Source organism: Bacillus paramycoides (genome assembly GCF_001884235.1).
Taxonomy (GTDB): Bacteria; Bacillota; Bacilli; order Bacillales; family Bacillaceae_G; genus Bacillus_A; species Bacillus_A paramycoides.
In genome coordinates this window covers 22,496-37,435 of record NZ_MAOI01000058.1, presented here as the reverse complement: position 1 = coordinate 37,435, position 14,940 = coordinate 22,496, and the positions used below count along the sequence as shown (strand labels likewise).

Annotated in this window: 18 protein-coding genes and 1 pseudogene; 12 read left to right on the top strand and 7 right to left on the bottom strand. The window is 35.0% G+C overall.

Translation table 11 applies throughout. The features are described 5' to 3' along the window. Positions 1 to 17: 17 nt before the first annotated feature. Positions 18 to 371 (top strand): HesB/IscA family protein, encoded by a 354-nt coding sequence (locus BAU28_RS08695; protein WP_000573821.1) that lies wholly within the window; start codon positions 18 to 20, stop codon positions 369 to 371. Positions 372 to 720: 349 nt separating this feature from the next. Here the strand turns inward: BAU28_RS08695 and BAU28_RS08690 are convergent, their stop codons facing one another. Further along, complete coding sequence (locus BAU28_RS08690) at positions 721 to 1,284, bottom strand: GNAT family N-acetyltransferase (protein WP_071718343.1); 564 nt, start codon at positions 1,282 to 1,284, stop codon at positions 721 to 723. 432 nt (positions 1,285 to 1,716) lie between these two features. Here BAU28_RS08690 and BAU28_RS08685 point away from each other — a divergent pair. Both BAU28_RS08685 and BAU28_RS08680 read left to right on the top strand, forming a co-directional pair. Next, positions 1,717 to 2,040, top strand: a pseudogene (locus BAU28_RS08685) (O-methyltransferase); the annotation flags it as partial. A gap of 104 nt (positions 2,041 to 2,144) precedes the next feature. Then, positions 2,145 to 2,498 (top strand): YxeA family protein, encoded by a 354-nt coding sequence (locus tag BAU28_RS08680; RefSeq protein WP_071718342.1) that lies wholly within the window; start codon positions 2,145 to 2,147, stop codon positions 2,496 to 2,498. 30 nt (positions 2,499 to 2,528) lie between these two features. Here BAU28_RS08680 and BAU28_RS08675 read toward each other — a convergent pair whose 3' ends face one another. Beyond that, complete coding sequence (locus BAU28_RS08675; protein WP_025149567.1) at positions 2,529 to 2,990, bottom strand: 2-thiouracil desulfurase family protein; 462 nt, start codon at positions 2,988 to 2,990, stop codon at positions 2,529 to 2,531. Between the two features lie 80 nt (positions 2,991 to 3,070). On the opposite strand from BAU28_RS08675, the gene BAU28_RS08670 reads away from it, so the two are divergent. Next, a complete protein-coding gene (locus tag BAU28_RS08670; RefSeq protein WP_071718341.1) occupies positions 3,071 to 3,952 on the top strand; it encodes a helix-turn-helix domain-containing protein in 882 nt (293 codons plus the stop codon). Between the two features lie 17 nt (positions 3,953 to 3,969). On the opposite strand, the gene BAU28_RS08665 is transcribed toward BAU28_RS08670, so the two are convergent. The 3 genes from BAU28_RS08665 to BAU28_RS08655 form a co-directional block, all read right to left on the bottom strand. Continuing rightward, positions 3,970 to 5,217 carry an MFS transporter gene (locus BAU28_RS08665; RefSeq protein ID WP_071718340.1) on the bottom strand — a complete coding sequence of 416 codons (1,248 nt, stop codon included), beginning with the start codon at positions 5,215 to 5,217 and terminating at the stop codon, positions 3,970 to 3,972. Positions 5,218 to 5,379: 162 nt separating this feature from the next. Further along, complete coding sequence (locus BAU28_RS08660; protein WP_048375316.1) at positions 5,380 to 5,856, bottom strand: GyrI-like domain-containing protein; 477 nt, start codon at positions 5,854 to 5,856, stop codon at positions 5,380 to 5,382. 212 nt (positions 5,857 to 6,068) lie between these two features. Then, positions 6,069 to 7,058: an NAD(P)/FAD-dependent oxidoreductase gene (locus BAU28_RS08655; protein ID WP_071718339.1), complete on the bottom strand. Its 990-nt coding sequence runs from the start codon at positions 7,056 to 7,058 to the stop codon at positions 6,069 to 6,071. Between the two features lie 463 nt (positions 7,059 to 7,521). Between BAU28_RS08655 and BAU28_RS08650 the strand changes: the two genes are divergently transcribed. Next, the gene (locus BAU28_RS08650) at positions 7,522 to 8,730 is read left to right on the top strand and encodes an NAD(P)/FAD-dependent oxidoreductase (protein WP_071718338.1); all 1,209 of its coding nucleotides are present in this window, start codon (positions 7,522 to 7,524) and stop codon (positions 8,728 to 8,730) included. A 53-nt stretch (positions 8,731 to 8,783) separates the two neighbouring features. Here BAU28_RS08650 and BAU28_RS08645 read toward each other — a convergent pair whose 3' ends face one another. Continuing rightward, on the bottom strand, positions 8,784 to 9,008 hold the full coding sequence (locus BAU28_RS08645; protein WP_071718337.1) for a hypothetical protein: 225 nt from the start codon (positions 9,006 to 9,008) through the stop codon (positions 8,784 to 8,786). Positions 9,009 to 9,170: 162 nt separating this feature from the next. On the opposite strand from BAU28_RS08645, the gene BAU28_RS08640 reads away from it, so the two are divergent. From BAU28_RS08640 to BAU28_RS08610, 7 genes are all read left to right on the top strand, one after another. Continuing rightward, a complete protein-coding gene (locus tag BAU28_RS08640; protein WP_025149562.1) occupies positions 9,171 to 9,677 on the top strand; it encodes an NUDIX hydrolase in 507 nt (168 codons plus the stop codon). Continuing rightward, entirely contained in the window at positions 9,674 to 9,991 is a 318-nt protein-coding gene (locus BAU28_RS08635; protein WP_002174012.1) for a YuiB family protein, read from the top strand. The genes BAU28_RS08640 and BAU28_RS08635 overlap by 4 nt, the downstream gene beginning before the upstream one ends. An 85-nt stretch (positions 9,992 to 10,076) precedes the next feature. Further along, positions 10,077 to 10,697, top strand: a complete 621-nt coding sequence (locus BAU28_RS08630) for a 3D domain-containing protein (protein WP_071718366.1) — start codon at positions 10,077 to 10,079, stop codon at positions 10,695 to 10,697. Between the two features lie 193 nt (positions 10,698 to 10,890). Beyond that, positions 10,891 to 11,760, top strand: a complete 870-nt coding sequence (locus BAU28_RS08625; RefSeq protein WP_071718336.1) for a decaprenyl-phosphate phosphoribosyltransferase — start codon at positions 10,891 to 10,893, stop codon at positions 11,758 to 11,760. 86 nt (positions 11,761 to 11,846) lie between these two features. Further along, positions 11,847 to 12,191 (top strand): SMR family transporter, encoded by a 345-nt coding sequence (locus BAU28_RS08620; RefSeq protein WP_071718335.1) that lies wholly within the window; start codon positions 11,847 to 11,849, stop codon positions 12,189 to 12,191. Between the two features lie 11 nt (positions 12,192 to 12,202). Further along, positions 12,203 to 12,625: a divergent PAP2 family protein gene (locus BAU28_RS08615; RefSeq protein WP_033714045.1), complete on the top strand. Its 423-nt coding sequence runs from the start codon at positions 12,203 to 12,205 to the stop codon at positions 12,623 to 12,625. A gap of 15 nt (positions 12,626 to 12,640) precedes the next feature. Then, positions 12,641 to 13,888 (top strand): DUF6080 domain-containing protein, encoded by a 1,248-nt coding sequence (locus tag BAU28_RS08610; RefSeq protein WP_071718334.1) that lies wholly within the window; start codon positions 12,641 to 12,643, stop codon positions 13,886 to 13,888. A gap of 402 nt (positions 13,889 to 14,290) precedes the next feature. Here BAU28_RS08610 and cdaS read toward each other — a convergent pair whose 3' ends face one another. Further along, positions 14,291 to 14,896 (bottom strand): sporulation-specific diadenylate cyclase CdaS, encoded by a 606-nt coding sequence (gene cdaS, locus BAU28_RS08605; RefSeq protein ID WP_071718333.1) that lies wholly within the window; start codon positions 14,894 to 14,896, stop codon positions 14,291 to 14,293. Between the last annotated feature and the right edge of the window lie 44 nt (positions 14,897 to 14,940).

Here is a 14,940-nt window from a genome sequence, read left to right as displayed (position 1 = left end):
AAAGGATGGTGTATTTCATGATTGAAGTAACAGAACAAGCAGCTTTTCAAATTAAAGATATGTTAAAAGATGCTGAAGATGGAGAGAAGTACGTGCGCCTTGCTGTACACGGCGGCGGATGTAGTGGTCTTTCTTACGGCTTAGGATTTGAAGTAGAACCAAAAGAAGACGACACAGTTCTTGAGTTTTTCGGTGTTGAATTTGTTATCGATAAAGAAAGTGCTCCAATTGTTAAAGGAGTAAAAATTGACTATAAACAATCTATGCTTGGCGGCGGATTCACAATCGACAATCCAAACGCAATTGCATCATGCGGATGTGGATCATCTTTCCGTACAGCGTCGAATGCTGGTAAGCCGGAAGAGTGCTAAGTTTTTAGTCGAAATAGAAAATGACCTTCTTAGCGATGAATTTTAATCGTTAGGGAGGTCTTTTCTTTTGCCGTTAAACAAGAAAGAGTGTATTACAAAGGTGGCGAATGCTAGCCCCAAATATCCGCAACTGCCAACAGTGTTTGAATAAAGAAGCGCCCCATCAATCGTATTTTCCAGTAGTCCTATGTTTAATACGTGAACTTTAACTCCTTTTTGCGTAGTTTATTATGACACCGTTCGTTATAAAAAATCAAAAAAGCCGCCTTCCAAAATTGGAAACCGACCTTAAGATACGTTGTACAACTATCGCATGCTGTAGTTGTACAAGGAATTTTAAAATCTTAATCTAATTTACCTTTGCATAGATGCATGTATCAGTTAGTTGTTTGCCGTCAGCTGAAAGATCTTCATTACGTAATATACCTTCAAGCTCAAAACCTAGTTTTTCAGGAATCGTACGACTTTTCGTGTTAGTACATTCACATCGTATTTCAATCCTTCTAAATTTAAATGATTGAAATCCAAGGTTTGTTAACGCACTTACTGTTTCTGTCATATATCCATTGCCACTAAATTGCGTGTTAATCCAGTAGCCAATTTCACATTTAGAAATACTCCAATTAATTCCGTGAAGGCTGGCAGTTCCAACAAAATCATTTGTCTCCTTATGATAGATAAGATAGCGAAAGCTTTCTCTTTTCAAAAAATCTATATGCGCATTTCTCAGGAGAATTTCCGTTTCTTCAACAGTAGGGATTGACTGGAATAAAAACAACCATTGCTTTAATTCATTAATTGAATCTTTAATAGCTTGGTGTACTACATTCCCTTCACCAGCTTGAAGTGGTGCTCGAAGAATAAGTCTGTCTGTTTCTATTTGTAACGGAACATCTAATAAAATAGGATTCATATTATTTCTCCTCTCGACAACTTTAAATGATGACAGAATGAAACTTATATAATAAAAAAACTTTCACCCAAAAGAAATAATTCTTGAGGAAGAGTGTTGCAATTTCTATAATAAATGAATTAAAAAATACCTTATCGCACTATAGGAAATCCCGTTACAGCATCACTATAAGTTATTATAGAATCGTGCGAAGCTCCTAGTCTTTCTTCATTAAGCACTTGATATACAGCAATACAGTAAAATTTATCTCCCATAAAGGGAATTCCTAAAAATTAGTAAACGGTAAATATATATTCAATTCATCACTTAGAAATCCCTTTTCACATATTGAAAACTAAACTACCAGTTGGTACAAAAAAATGGCTACCGAAGCAGCCTTAGGTTGTTCAACTAATGCATGTGTTAAAGGAGATTGCATGATAAAATCCGTAACAAGTGTCGTATATGATTGGTGCTGCTTTACAAAGTCTCGAAAAATTAGCCGTGGATAATAAACAATTTGATTTCTTTTTTATCGATGCTGATAAAGAGAACTATGAAAATTATTTAACGTACTGCATTGAACTTGCTAAGCCGGGTGCTTTAATTGTTACAGATAATGTTTTAGCTGGTAGTGTAGTAGATGAAGATGCGAAGCGGAAACGTTATACAGAAATTATGAAGAAATTTAATGAAACGGTAGCAACTCATCCAAATTTAGAATCCGTACTGATTCCAATTGGTGACGGGATGACTGTTTCTAGAGTGAAGAAATAATTATTATCTTACAAAAGTGTAATGTTCATGTCATGTTTTTGAATTTCTTCTTTAAAGCTTAGGCTTTAAGATAACAATATAAGAAAGCATATGGGGTGAAGGAATTGAAAAGATATATTGCACTTTTTAGTATTTTAGTTGTATTTGCAAGCCTTTTAGTTGGCTGTGATATTAACCGTTTAGGGAAAGATGAGTATTACGTTCAAATTACAGTAGATGGAAAAGAGTATAATGGTAAATCTGATAATGGTGAGCCATATAAAGATTACCAATATAAGCTAACTGGTTTTGATAAAGATGGTAAAGAGAAAGAATTAGAATTTACTGCACAAAAAAATCTTCGTAAAGAAGCATTTTTACGCGTATACTACTCAGATAAAAAAGGTGTAACGGCTTGGGAAGAAGTGAAGAAAGACGAGCTTCCTGCGAAAGTGAAAGAAAAATTAGGTGTGAAATAAAGAATGAGGAAAAGGAATTGACGAGCGTAGTCAATTCCTTTTTTCATTCTCAAAATCTTCTTCTGAAATGACTTTAAATCCATTTCTTTTAAATAAAGCTGTTGTTACCCCGTAACCAGTTTGTTTATTACCGTTAAATTCTCCTGTGTAAATAGTAGAACTACCACAAGATGGACTACGCTCTTTTAAAATAATATATTCTGGATTTAAATCTTTTATTTGTTCTAATGCTTTATAAGCACCATGCACGAAAGCCTCCGTGACATCTTGTCCCTCCTTCGTCATCACTTTTGCTTTTCCATCTAAAACGTCATCGCCATTCCCACCAATAATTTCAGCTGAAGGACGAGGTGTCGGTAAGCCGCCCAATACTTCGGGACAAACAAGTATCGTATCTTCTCTTTGTAATAACTCCTCTATTTTTGAAACGAGATTGTCGTTGCCGTCATACCGACAAGCAATACCACCTAAACAAGCGCTAATTACAATCATATTTTCATCTCCAATAAAAAAATATTAAATATCACGCCAAATTCCATTTCTGTTTCCTACATATAGATGAGGTGATAAAAATGGGAAACTTATATAACTTAATGAAACCATATAGTGAATTTCGAAGTAAAGAGGAGTTTAATGCATATCAAAAACAACTTTTTAAATGCTATCAATTTCAACTAAATAAGACAGATTCTTTCGTTATTCATTTTTTAGGAAAGTATGCGGTTAATGAAAAGAACGAAACCGTTGGTGTTGCTTGTCCATTAATGGAGACGATTGCGACGAAAATCGGAAAGAGTATTCGTACTGTACGCCGTTCGATTGCAAAGTTAGAAGAGATGGGAATTATAAAGCGTATTGCGACAAAAGAAAGGTATAAGCGTGGCGGGTATAGTGCAAATTTATATGTTTTTCTTAAATCTGCGATTGACCGTATGGATGACCGCATGGAAATGTCCGCATGTGAAAGTGGTGATTGTACGGATGGCTGTAGTGGAAATGAGCAAAAAAATGAGAGGGAAACAATTCTTTCTAAAAACATTCCACAAATAAAAGAGAAAAGAGTAATAACGTACGAGCTTGATGAGACGTATTGTCGCCATGATATACCGAAGCCTTTTATATACGCACTTATACCGATGACGAGTCATCCGAAGAAGATTAATACACTTTGGAGTAAAGTAGAGCTTGCTTATAAAAAAAGCGGATTACTAGAGCAATGTGTTTTATTAGAGCAGATCTTAGCTGATGAAGAAGTGCATGGAAATTTAATTTGGCGGGTGAAAAGTGTTGTGAGGGCGTATAAGTACGGAGAAATTCGTAAAGATGTTGGAGCGCTTTTGTATAGTACGATGCGAGATTTATTTTTAGAAATTGGATTAGAATGGGGAGCGGCTTTGAGGCGGAGTAAGGGGATACCGTTATTCGATCCATTTAAAAAAGAGTCATGCGTATAATACATGACTCTCGGTGATTAATCGAATTTCCTTACAACTGGAACACGAATTGCTACAAATAGTACGAAGACGATAACGGCAATTGCACCGCTTTTCATAACTGTTACAATTGGAATGCCTATCCCAAGTGCAAGCGATGTAAATGCGTAAGAGAGCGGGATGAATCCCATTGATGAAAGCATGAGTAAACTCATAACGCGTCCCATCATTTCTTCTTTTACTGTTGATTGAATCATTGCCATAAGTGGAACGATAGCCATTGCAATTGTAATGCCGTAAAACATTCCAGCTAATAATGCTTGCCAGAGTACGGTGCTAAAGTTGATGGATAGGAAGAATACACCAGACAGTAGCATCATGATAATACAAAATAGCCCGCGTCTACGATTAATATTTTTTAATCCGACAATGACAGCGCCTATTGCCATCCCGCCACCAACAGCTGCTTCTAAGTAACTAAACTGGAGTGAGTCACCGTGCAGCACGTTTTTGACGAAGAGTGGGAAGCCTACTTGCATCGGACCGATTAAAAATAAGTTTAAAAAGGCGCTACAAATAAGGAAAGTTGAAAGAAATGGTGATTCTTTTACATATGAAATTCCCTCTTTAATAGAAGTAAACATGCCTTTATCTGCTTCAGTTTTTTCGGGCACTGTAAATTGTATTTTTTGAACGAGTATTGCAGCGATAATAAGTAGCAGGATTGTAATTGAAAAAATTGTTTCATAGTTCGTAAATTTAATGAGAATTCCGCCAAGTACAGGGCCCAAGATAACCGATCCTTGGTTTGTCATTTGTGTAAGTGAATTCGCTTGTGTTAAACGGCTTTTTTCTACGAGTTCAGGCAGAATAGATCCGTCTGCGGACCAGAAGAAAGCATCAGCAAGTCCGAAGAATAAAGCGAACAAAGCAAATGTATATAGTGTTACATCACCGACGATGAACCATGTGAGAATGGTTGCGACAAGAATAGCACGAATAATATTAGAGTAAAACATAATGTTCTTTTTCGGGAATTTATCAGCTACTGCGCCGCCGACAATCATAAAAATGAGCCTTGGGACACTAAGTGCCACGAAAACAATACCGAGTGAAGCTTCAAGGTTTAATGTTTTTGCTATGTACCATGTTTGTGAAAAAGTAAAAAAGGCTAAAGCAAAGCTTGAAAAGAGAGTAGCTGCCCAAAGAAAAAGGAAATTCGTATTTTTCAATAACGGCTTTCCGCTTCCTTCTAAAGCAGATTTATTTTGTTGTAGTTCCTCCATATTGCTTCCTTTCTATGTACCAATTTTAGACTAAAACCTATTAACAATCGTTTTATACAGTTTCTAATATTTCTATACTGCACTTTCTCATTGTAGACAATAATAATGAATTTGCCCAGTAGCTATTTAACGACAAAAAAAGATGCCGAAGGGCACCTTTTTTTAAGCTAATGCAATATAAATATCTACTTGTGCGTTATTTGGATCCATTGCTCTTTCGTCATAAAGCTCAAAGTCTGTTGTGAAAGCACGTTTGTTTTCTTTCGACCATTGCCAAATATATTCCCAAGCTTCACAAATAACTTCGGATACAGGGCCTTTTCTTGTTGTAAATACTGCATACGTTGCGGCAGGTATTGTTAAAGCTGTCATATTTTCAGGAACATCTTCTAATGAAGAAACGGGCATGCCAATTGTAAATTTGTATGTACCAGTTTCATCTGATTCATAGTTTGAATAGAAGGAACATGTTTCTTTTGTTTGTTGATTTGGAATGTGATGCATGATTTGTTCTTGGAAGTAGCGATCCCAAAGCTTTGGAATTTTTCCTTCAGTAGACGCCTCTTCTTCGTTTGTCGTCGTAATAGAAACGCCGATAGCCCGGAAAGCTTCTTTTTTTACGATAATAGGTTCTTTCATTGTAAAACCTCCTTTATTAAATAAGGAACGTTTGTTCTGTTTTATTGTAACATATTTTTGGGAAAAAGTAGTGTTTTTTTAGGAGAGAGTATGAAATGAGGGAGTGCTTTACTATTAGCAGTTTAAAGGACTGAGATAATTTGGATTAAGAATCTTTATAAGAAAGAAAAGAACTCCTTCCATACGTGAAAGGAGTTCTTTTTATTTCTATATTAAAACATACTTGAGCTATGCATTGGTTGAAGTTTTGCGTTTGGATCAAAGTAAGCTTTTGCGTTGTTTACTGCTGTCGGTGCTTCCCCGAAGCCACAAGCAATGAGTTTTACTTTTCCTTCATATGTACAAATGTCACCAGCAGCGTAAATGCCCGGAATATTTGTTTCCATTTTCGAATTCACGAGAATGCTGTTCTTTTGAATGTCTAAGCCCCAATTTTTAATTGGACCAAGAGAAGAAACGAAACCGTAGTTTACGATTACGTCATCAACATCGATGATAACTTTTTCTTCTGTTTTTACGTGTTGAAGAACGACTTGCTCAATAGTGTCCTCACCAATAAGTTCAATTGGAACATACGGTGTGCTTACTTCTGCGCGGGAATTTATTAAGTTTTCTACACTATGTTCATGTGCACGGAATTTATCACGGCGATGGACGATTGTAACTTTGTCTGCAATCGGTTCTAACATCATTGTCCAGTCTACTGCTGAGTCACCGCCGCCAAATACAACGACACGTTTTCCAGCAAATTTATTCATATCATCAACGAAATAATGTAAGTTTTTCTTATCGTATTTTGTCGCGCCTTCTAATTCTAAGCGGCGTGGTTGGAAAGCACCATTACCAGCAGTAATAATGACAGATTTAGAATAGTGAGTTTGTTTATTAGTAACAAGTTTAAATATGCCATCAGCTTGTTTCTCAAGCGTATCAACAGCTTCTTCTAAACAAACAGTTGGATCGAATTTCTTCATTTGTTCTTTTAAGTTATCAACTAACTCTTGTGCGCGTACTTTCGGGAATCCAGCTACATCATAAATGTATTTCTCAGGATATAGTGCGGATAATTGTCCACCAAGTTGAGGTAAGCTTTCAATAATTTTTACACTTGCCTGTCTCATTCCGCCATAAAATGCAGTGAATAGTCCTGTTGGGCCACCACCAATTATTGTTATGTCGTAAACTTTTTGATTTTCTGTCATTTTCATTCCCCCTATAGATGGAAAATTAATATTGATTTCATATATTGTTCATATGTACACGAAAATCCTGCAAATGATGACACTTTCAAAATAAATGATAGCATACTTCAGTTAATAATACTTCTGAAAACGACTGAATTATAAGTAAGTTTATGCATAGACGTTTTAGAATTGTATAAAATATAGCGAAAGGAAAATACATGAAAAAAAGGATGGAAAACCCTTGAAAACGCTATGTTATTTTAAAATATTGATAATTCCCCAGACGCTTGAATTCTAGAATAAAACCGACTAATATAGGGAAGTATTATGTTAATTTTCTATGACAAATTTCGTACGATTTTTTGACTGCGTTTTGTTACGATATAGAATGTGATAAATTCCACATTCTTGACAAATAGAGATTTTAGTACTTGGTATTATTTTTTCATTACTATTATATAAAGAAAAGGGTTGTGATTTGGTGAAGACTCCAAAAATCGTAGTTTTAGGTGCAGGTTATGGTGGGATGATTACGACTGTTCGTCTGCAAAAAACATTATCTGTAAGTGAAGCTGAAATTACGTTAGTAAACAACAACAGCTATCACTACCAAGCAACTTGGTTACACGAGAGTGCAGCTGGTACATTACAGGATGATAAAATCTGTCTAGATATTCAAGACGTTATCGATACAAATAAAGTAAACTTTGTACAAGATACAGTAGTAGAAATTAAAGCTGCTGAAAAACGTGTTATCTTACAAAATGGTGAATTAGAGTATGATTACTTAGTAATCGGACTTGGTTTCGAGTCAGAAACGTTCGGAATTAAAGGATTAAAAGAGCATGCATTCTCAATCACTAACATTAATGCAACTCGTCAAATTCGTGAGCATATGGAAGAAAAATTCGCTCAATATGCGACTGAAAAACGCGATGAGTTAATAACAATCGTTGTTGGTGGTGCTGGATTTACTGGTATCGAGTATGTAGGTGAGCTTGCAAATCGTATTCCTGAACTTTGCAAAAAGTACGATATTCCACGTGAAAAAGCACGCATCATCTGTGTAGAGGCTGCTCCAACGGCACTTCCTGGTTTTGATCCAGAACTAGTAGAATACGCCGTAAAACAACTTGAGAAAAAAGGTGTAGAATTCCGCATCGGTACAGCAATTAAAGAAGCAACTGAAGAAGGTATTATCGTTGCAAACGGTGATGATTCTGAACTTCTTAAATCTGAAACTGTAGTTTGGGCTGCAGGTGTTCGTGGTAACGGTATTGTAGAAGAGTCTGGATTTGAAGCAATGCGCGGACGTATTAAAGTGGATGAGTTTATGCATGCTCCAGGTCATGAAGATGTATTCATGGTTGGTGACGCAGCGTTAATCATCAATGAAGAGATTAACCGTCCATACCCACCAACAGCACAAATTGCAATTCAACAAGGTTATAACATCGCACACAACTTAACTGTATTAGTTCGTGGCAAAGGTGAAATGAAAAAATTCGCATTTGATAATAAAGGATCTGTATGTTCATTAGGTCATGACGATGCAATGGGCGTTGTTATGGGTAAAAAGTTAACAGGTTGGAAAGCTTCCTTCATGAAGAAAGTAATCGATAACCGTTACCTATTCTTACTTGGTGGACCTTTATTAGTTCTTAAAAAAGGTAAATTAAAGTTCTTTTAATATATAGTAGAAAAAGCAGAAACGGCTATGAGCTGTTTCTGCTTTTTTTTGTATCATACACGTTTCCGATATAGTAATAAAAAGAGGATGAAAAGAGAGAGGAAGACTGGTGCAATACTTTCTTCAAGGCTTGTTGTGTCATGAAATGAATGAATCCAATGTCTGAATCCGAAAATGAGTCCAGCTTGAAGGGAAGCGAAAGAAATTACATATAGAATAATTACGTTTCCAGAGAAAGAAAATGCAGATTCGCGAAGCCATTGTTTCGTTTTCTTCATATGTGCTTCTCCTTCCGTATAGTTCTTTATTAACGCTATATCAAAAATATGGAAGGGGATATTATACTCTAAGAAAGGAAAAGTCACAGTGTATTTAAAAATATAGTATAATATATAAAAAAGAAAGAATATTCTGTCCGTTTTGGCGGAGGAGGTTACGTCATGGGGAAGCGAGGGAAAGTGTGGTTAGCTGTCAGTGGCTTAGTAGCTACAAAAGATGGGAGATGGCTATTCGTTAAGAAGAAATACGGTGGATTGAAAGGACAGTGGTCTTTACCAGCTGGTTTTGTTAATGAAGGTGAGACTGTTGATGAAGCTGTGAAACGTGAAATTTTAGAAGAGACAGGCATTGTTGCTCATGTAAAGGGGATTATCGGTATTCGTTCGGGTGTCATTCGTAATGAAATTAGCGATAATATGATTATTTTTCTTTTAGAGCCAGAGGGAGAAGACGTTATTGTACAGGAGAAAGAATTGTCGGAAGTAGCTTTTTTACGTCCAGAAAATATTGCAGATGATCAAAATACTTCTGTACTCATTAAATATTTATTAGAAGGAAGAGCAGAGTCGCATCTTGAGATGGATAAAACATTAAATCCAGGAGAGCAATTTGGTTACACGGCTTATCATGTGTTTACGGCGTATGCGAAGGAGAGGGAGAAGAAGTGAGTATACCGGTACTACTTATTTCAATGATGTTATTCTTTATTTTGTTTTTTGGCATTGGATTTTTACTCAACATGATTTTGCGGGCTACATGGGTAATGGTTATTGTTTATCCAATTATTTGTATGCTTATTATTAATAAAGCAAGTGTATGGGATTATTTTTCAAAACCAAAAGAAACATTTTCTTCATTTGGAACGAGTGTATCGCATTTAGGACAAGCAGATATGTTTATTTTATCTACTGGATTAGTAGGAGCAGCTTTAGCGGGAGTTGTAATAAAGAAACTTCGGAAAAGTGGGTATCAAATGTTTTAATCTCCAATTTCATTGGAGATTTTCTTTTGCATATTTCTTTATCGTATAGGGAATGATTAACGATGAAGGAGTGTGGAATATAAAAATGTTAAAACGATATTGTATTCGCATTATGATGACTTGTTTACTTGCATTCGCATTATGCGTAACATGGAAGGCTTTCACAGGAGTTTCTTTATTAGAAATTATAAAATCATATGAAGAAACGAGTGCAAAAGAAGTACATGCAGCAGAAATTGAGAAAAAAGTTGCTCCGAGTAAAGAAGTGATAAATGCTTTAGAACAGGCAAATGACTGGTCTAAATATCGTGTTATAGAAATGACTGCAACAGGCTATACATCAGGTGTTGAGTCGACTGGTAAGAGGCCGGGGCATCCAGAGTATGGTATTACATATTCAGGTGTTAAAGCGAAAAGAGATTTATATTCTACGATAGCTGCTGATTTACGTGTATTCCCAATTGGAACAATTTTATTTGTACCAGGTTACGGATATGGAGTTGTAGCGGATAAAGGCGGCGCTATTAAAGGAAATAGGCTTGATTTGTATTACGATACGGTTCAAGATGTGTATAGTCAATGGGGCAAGAAAAAAGTAAACGTATATGTAGTGAAAGTCGGAGATGGCAAGTTTACAGAAGAACAGTTAACGATGTTAAACCAAGATGAAACGATGCAGGTGTTTCGTGGTCAATATTTGAAATAGGATGTATAATCGATGGGGCTTCCTCCTGTATTTTTTAGAAAGACCAATACAGGAGAGAGCCCTTTATTAGTCTTTAATAACTGTTTCTCAATGTTAGATTTATATGGTATAATCTTTCCTGTAATAGAAAGAAATAACAATTGAATAGGGAGGGACGGAAGAGAGTGAAAGGAATAGAAGCTCTCTTATTATTATGAGAGAAGGAACTTTATCTCAACAGAATATAGTTGTATTGTTTTTTAAACAGTTACGCCCGAAGCAATGGACTAAAAACTTGCTTGTATTTGCAGCGCTAGTCTTTTCTATAAAACAAGTATCTTTAACTATGGTAGCACAAGCTGCAATTTGTTTTGCGTTATTTTGTGCGATATCTGGCTGTGTCTATATTTTAAATGATTTTATGGATATTGAGGCGGATCGACAACACCCTGTTAAACGATATCGACCGATGGCATCGGGTGCTTTAAATCCGTATTTTGCTATTATTGCAGGCTGCGTTATTTTAGTAGCGTCTTTAGTAGTTTCATATGTATTAAACCCATTATTGTGTTTAGTGTTAGCTGTATATTTCACTTTAAATGTAGCGTATTCAATTCGTCTAAAGCATGTTGTAATAATTGATCTTTTAATTATTGCAGCTGGATTTGTTTTACGGGCATTAGCCGGGGGATTAGTCATTCAAGTGCCATTTACACCATGGTTTTTATTATGCACATTATTACTGTCACTATTCTTGGCTATTAATAAAAGAAGACATGAATTAGTGTTGTTACAGGCTAATAAAGGTTCTCATAGAAAAGTATTAGAAAGTTACTCTCCTGCTTTATTAGATCAATTAAGTACAATCGTTACTTACGCTATTTTTACTTTTAATGCAGGGAAAAGTATCTATTTAATGTGGACAATTCCATTTGTAATTTACGGGATCTTTCGTTATTTATATTTAGTTCACATGGAAGATAAAGGTGGAGAACCTGATAAAGTTTTATTAGAGGATCAGCATATTCTAATAACAGTGTTGTTATACGCGATAACAGTTATTATTATACTATTGAACTTTTAATTACTCTATTCGGGTTTGTTAAAACGTTTAAGAAGAGTGTCTTAAACGTTTTTTATTTGGAATAAAAACAGTTAAGGAGTATAGAGATGCAACAATTTTTAATGATTATGTTATCAGTTTGTATGGGAGTTGTAGGACAAATTTTATTAAAGTTTGGTGCAATGAAATCGCAAAATTCAGCGGCTTTAGGTATTATGAATTTTGTTAATTTACCAAACTTTTTTGGATTAGCTTTTTACGGTTTAAGTGCATTATTATGGATGATTGTACTGAGAAAGGTTGATCTAAGTTATGCCTATCCAATGGTGAGCTTTGGATATGTATTTGTTATTATTGCGTCAGCACTATTATTTGGTGAAACTATCAATTTCATGAAGATTGCTGGAATGGTATTCATAGTGATTGGGATTTTATTTATCGCAAAATCATAGGAGGTAAAGCAATGGGAACATATTTATATTGTGTACTTCCATTTATCGCTTGGGTAGCTTCGGGAGTATTGAAATTTTTGGTGAATTATCTTCGTTCGGGAAAAGATGCTTTTCGTTTAGTTGGAAACGGTGGATTTCCTAGTACACATACAACGATTTTATCAAGTATGGTCATGACAATAGGGTTTCATGAAGGTTTTAATACACCGATGTTTGGAATAGGAATGGCGATTTTAACAATTGTTATCATTGATGCCACAGGACTTCGACGTACAGTTGGTAAACATGCAAAAATGTTGAATAAACATATTAGTTCGGAAGAAGAGAAATTAAGAGAGCGCCAGGGACATCATTGGCATGAGATTTTTGGTGGATTGATGTTAGGAACAGTTATTGGGTATGTAGCACATTTAATTATGGTATTTTTACCTTAGAGAGGAGAAGAAGTATTGAATATTTGGAATGGTTATAAAGGAAAGGGAATATTAGCCCTTGTCCTTTTCGTTTTTTATTGTTCATTTTATTCTTTTATCGGTTGGAAAATGGAAAACGACTCTAAGATGTTAACAGCTTCCTGGTATGATATGTATTTTTCTTTTGATCAGGGTTATTATATTTTAAGTTTTTTCTTGTCTAAAATACCGATTGCAGATGAAGTGTTGTTTCGACACCCATTTTTAAATTTTATAACTGAGGGAATAGCAACAGTGCTATCGTCACTAGGTGTAAAAAATGTAGTGCAAGGTATTATATTTTTTCAAGCGTTCTTAAGTACGGTAAGTGTAGTTATGATTTACATGTTATGCTGTAAAATTTGTAAGAACGCAATTGTTTCTTTCCTACTAGCGGTCATGTACGGATTTTCAGCTACTCTGTTAGTTATTACGTGGACACCAGAATCTTTTGTCTATGCGAATTTTACATTGGTACTTATGTGCTTTGTGTGCTATCCATTCATTACAGGAGAAAAAGAAGCGAAAACGGGATTCAGCATTGCTAATATGTTATTGGCAATAGGAATATCGGGGGTTACATTAACTAATTCGTTTATGTGGTTTTTAGGTAGTGTAATGAGTTATAAAACAATAAAGAAAAGGGTCATTTGGACTGGTATTTCGATCGTTGTGGTCGTTCTGCTCTTCGTATTAGTAATTATAGAAAATAATATATCACTTATTGATGTGATCAATACTAATATTAAATTTACAGGGAATCAAAGTTTTTCAGAGGAATATGTAGGGTCTAAGTATATACTAGTATTTCATTTGTTATTGGGATCTTCATTCATCTTTGGACCGTTTTCGGAGGTTACTTTAAGACAAGGTGAGCAATTTGCGCAATTAAATATGCTCCCATCGCATACTATAATGGGTTGGATTGCGATTGTATCTGTGTATGCTTCTCTAATGGTAGTTGTCTGGAGGAATTTTAGAAAAGAACCTTTCGTAAGGTTTTTAAGTTTATGTTTATTATTTAATATTGTTTTACACGGAATTGTTGGTTTCGGAGCATCTGAAGCATTTATTTATGGCGCGCATATGGTATTTACAATACCTTTATTATTGGCATATGGCTTTAAAGTGATGAGACGTATAAAAGTAGTTGCTCTATGTGTGATATTGATATTAATAATGATAAATAATTTTGATAGTATGTTATATTTCTATCATTTTGCAGTCTCGAATTATTCTTTATAATAAAATAGATTTTTAATAAAAGGGTACTTTAGATAGGATTTCTAAAGTACCTTTTTTACTATTTCTTAAAAATAGATATAAAACAAAAGTCCGAAGTATCACAGAGCAGAAAAATATAATCGTCATGAAAGAGGTCTGAACATGTTTCAAGTACAAAAAAATTAGCAATTTATGAAGTGAGAATTGTTGCACTTAAAACATTGCTGAAATATTTGAAATGATAGGAACACATGATTTAGGACCAGCTGGAGCAATAGTACATACATTTGCAATACTTGATGAGCATTTTATAGAAGAATAACTTTTCTTATTGATACGGTATACCTATTTGTTAGTAAGTCGATATAACTTCATTTACTATTGTACAGTTCAAAAAAGGTGCTACATGGTGAAAGACCTTTCTTATAAAGAAATCGTATATAAGGTCCCATTTAAAGCAAATGAAGTACGGCCCGTTTCTTCAGAGACAACTAATATAAGTGCATCACTTTTTTCTGATAAGCCAATTGCAGCTCTGTGGCGTGTCCCAAGCTCAGAATCAACTTCTGTGCTTGTCGTTAACGGAAGAATATTAGCAGCTGAGACAATATGATTATTTTTAATAAGAACGGCTCCGTCATGAAGAGGATTACCTGGATAAAAAATCGATTCGAGTAGTGGAGCGGTTAAGTGTGCGTTTAGTGTCGTTCCAGTTTGAATGAAAGAATCAAGAATATCGTTTCGTTCCACAACAATAAGAGCACCGTGTTTTCGGGTGCTTAAATGTTGAACAGCTGTTGTGATAAAATACGAACTTTCCGTATAAGGTGATAAGTAGGCTTGAATATAATATGTAGCCGCTAACGTTTGTACGTTCGTTAACATATGATGAATATCTTCCATTTTACATAAAATACATTCATCTTCTTTATCGATTGCTTGTCTCATATTTGATAATTCTTTTTCGGCAATTTCGATCATCTGCTTTGTTTTTATTTTGAGTTCTTCTGACAAGCCCCATTCATGCATAATCCTCATTCCCTTTGGTGGAGTATTTAACCATAGTGTATACA

Excerpts from the sequence above, each read along its gene's own strand:
- BAU28_RS08695 (WP_000573821.1), top strand. The coding sequence starts at position 18 with ATGATTGAAGTAACAGAACAAGCAGCTTTTCAAATTAAAGATATGTTA.
- BAU28_RS08690 (WP_071718343.1), bottom strand. The coding sequence starts at position 1,284 with ATGAATCCTATTTTATTAGATGTTCCGTTACAAATAGAAACAGACAGA.
- BAU28_RS08675 (WP_025149567.1), bottom strand. The coding sequence starts at position 2,990 with ATGATTGTAATTAGCGCTTGTTTAGGTGGTATTGCTTGTCGGTATGAC.
- BAU28_RS08670 (WP_071718341.1), top strand. The coding sequence starts at position 3,071 with ATGGGAAACTTATATAACTTAATGAAACCATATAGTGAATTTCGAAGT.
- BAU28_RS08665 (WP_071718340.1), bottom strand. The coding sequence starts at position 5,217 with ATGGAGGAACTACAACAAAATAAATCTGCTTTAGAAGGAAGCGGAAAG.
- BAU28_RS08660 (WP_048375316.1), bottom strand. The coding sequence starts at position 5,856 with ATGAAAGAACCTATTATCGTAAAAAAAGAAGCTTTCCGGGCTATCGGC.
- BAU28_RS08655 (WP_071718339.1), bottom strand. The coding sequence starts at position 7,058 with ATGACAGAAAATCAAAAAGTTTACGACATAACAATAATTGGTGGTGGC.
- BAU28_RS08645 (WP_071718337.1), bottom strand. The coding sequence starts at position 9,008 with ATGAAGAAAACGAAACAATGGCTTCGCGAATCTGCATTTTCTTTCTCT.
- BAU28_RS08640 (WP_025149562.1), top strand. The coding sequence starts at position 9,171 with ATGGGGAAGCGAGGGAAAGTGTGGTTAGCTGTCAGTGGCTTAGTAGCT.
- BAU28_RS08630 (WP_071718366.1), top strand. The coding sequence starts at position 10,077 with ATGTTAAAACGATATTGTATTCGCATTATGATGACTTGTTTACTTGCA.
- BAU28_RS08625 (WP_071718336.1), top strand. The coding sequence starts at position 10,891 with ATGAGAGAAGGAACTTTATCTCAACAGAATATAGTTGTATTGTTTTTT.
- BAU28_RS08620 (WP_071718335.1), top strand. The coding sequence starts at position 11,847 with ATGCAACAATTTTTAATGATTATGTTATCAGTTTGTATGGGAGTTGTA.
- BAU28_RS08615 (WP_033714045.1), top strand. The coding sequence starts at position 12,203 with ATGGGAACATATTTATATTGTGTACTTCCATTTATCGCTTGGGTAGCT.
- cdaS (WP_071718333.1), bottom strand. The coding sequence starts at position 14,896 with ATGCATGAATGGGGCTTGTCAGAAGAACTCAAAATAAAAACAAAGCAG.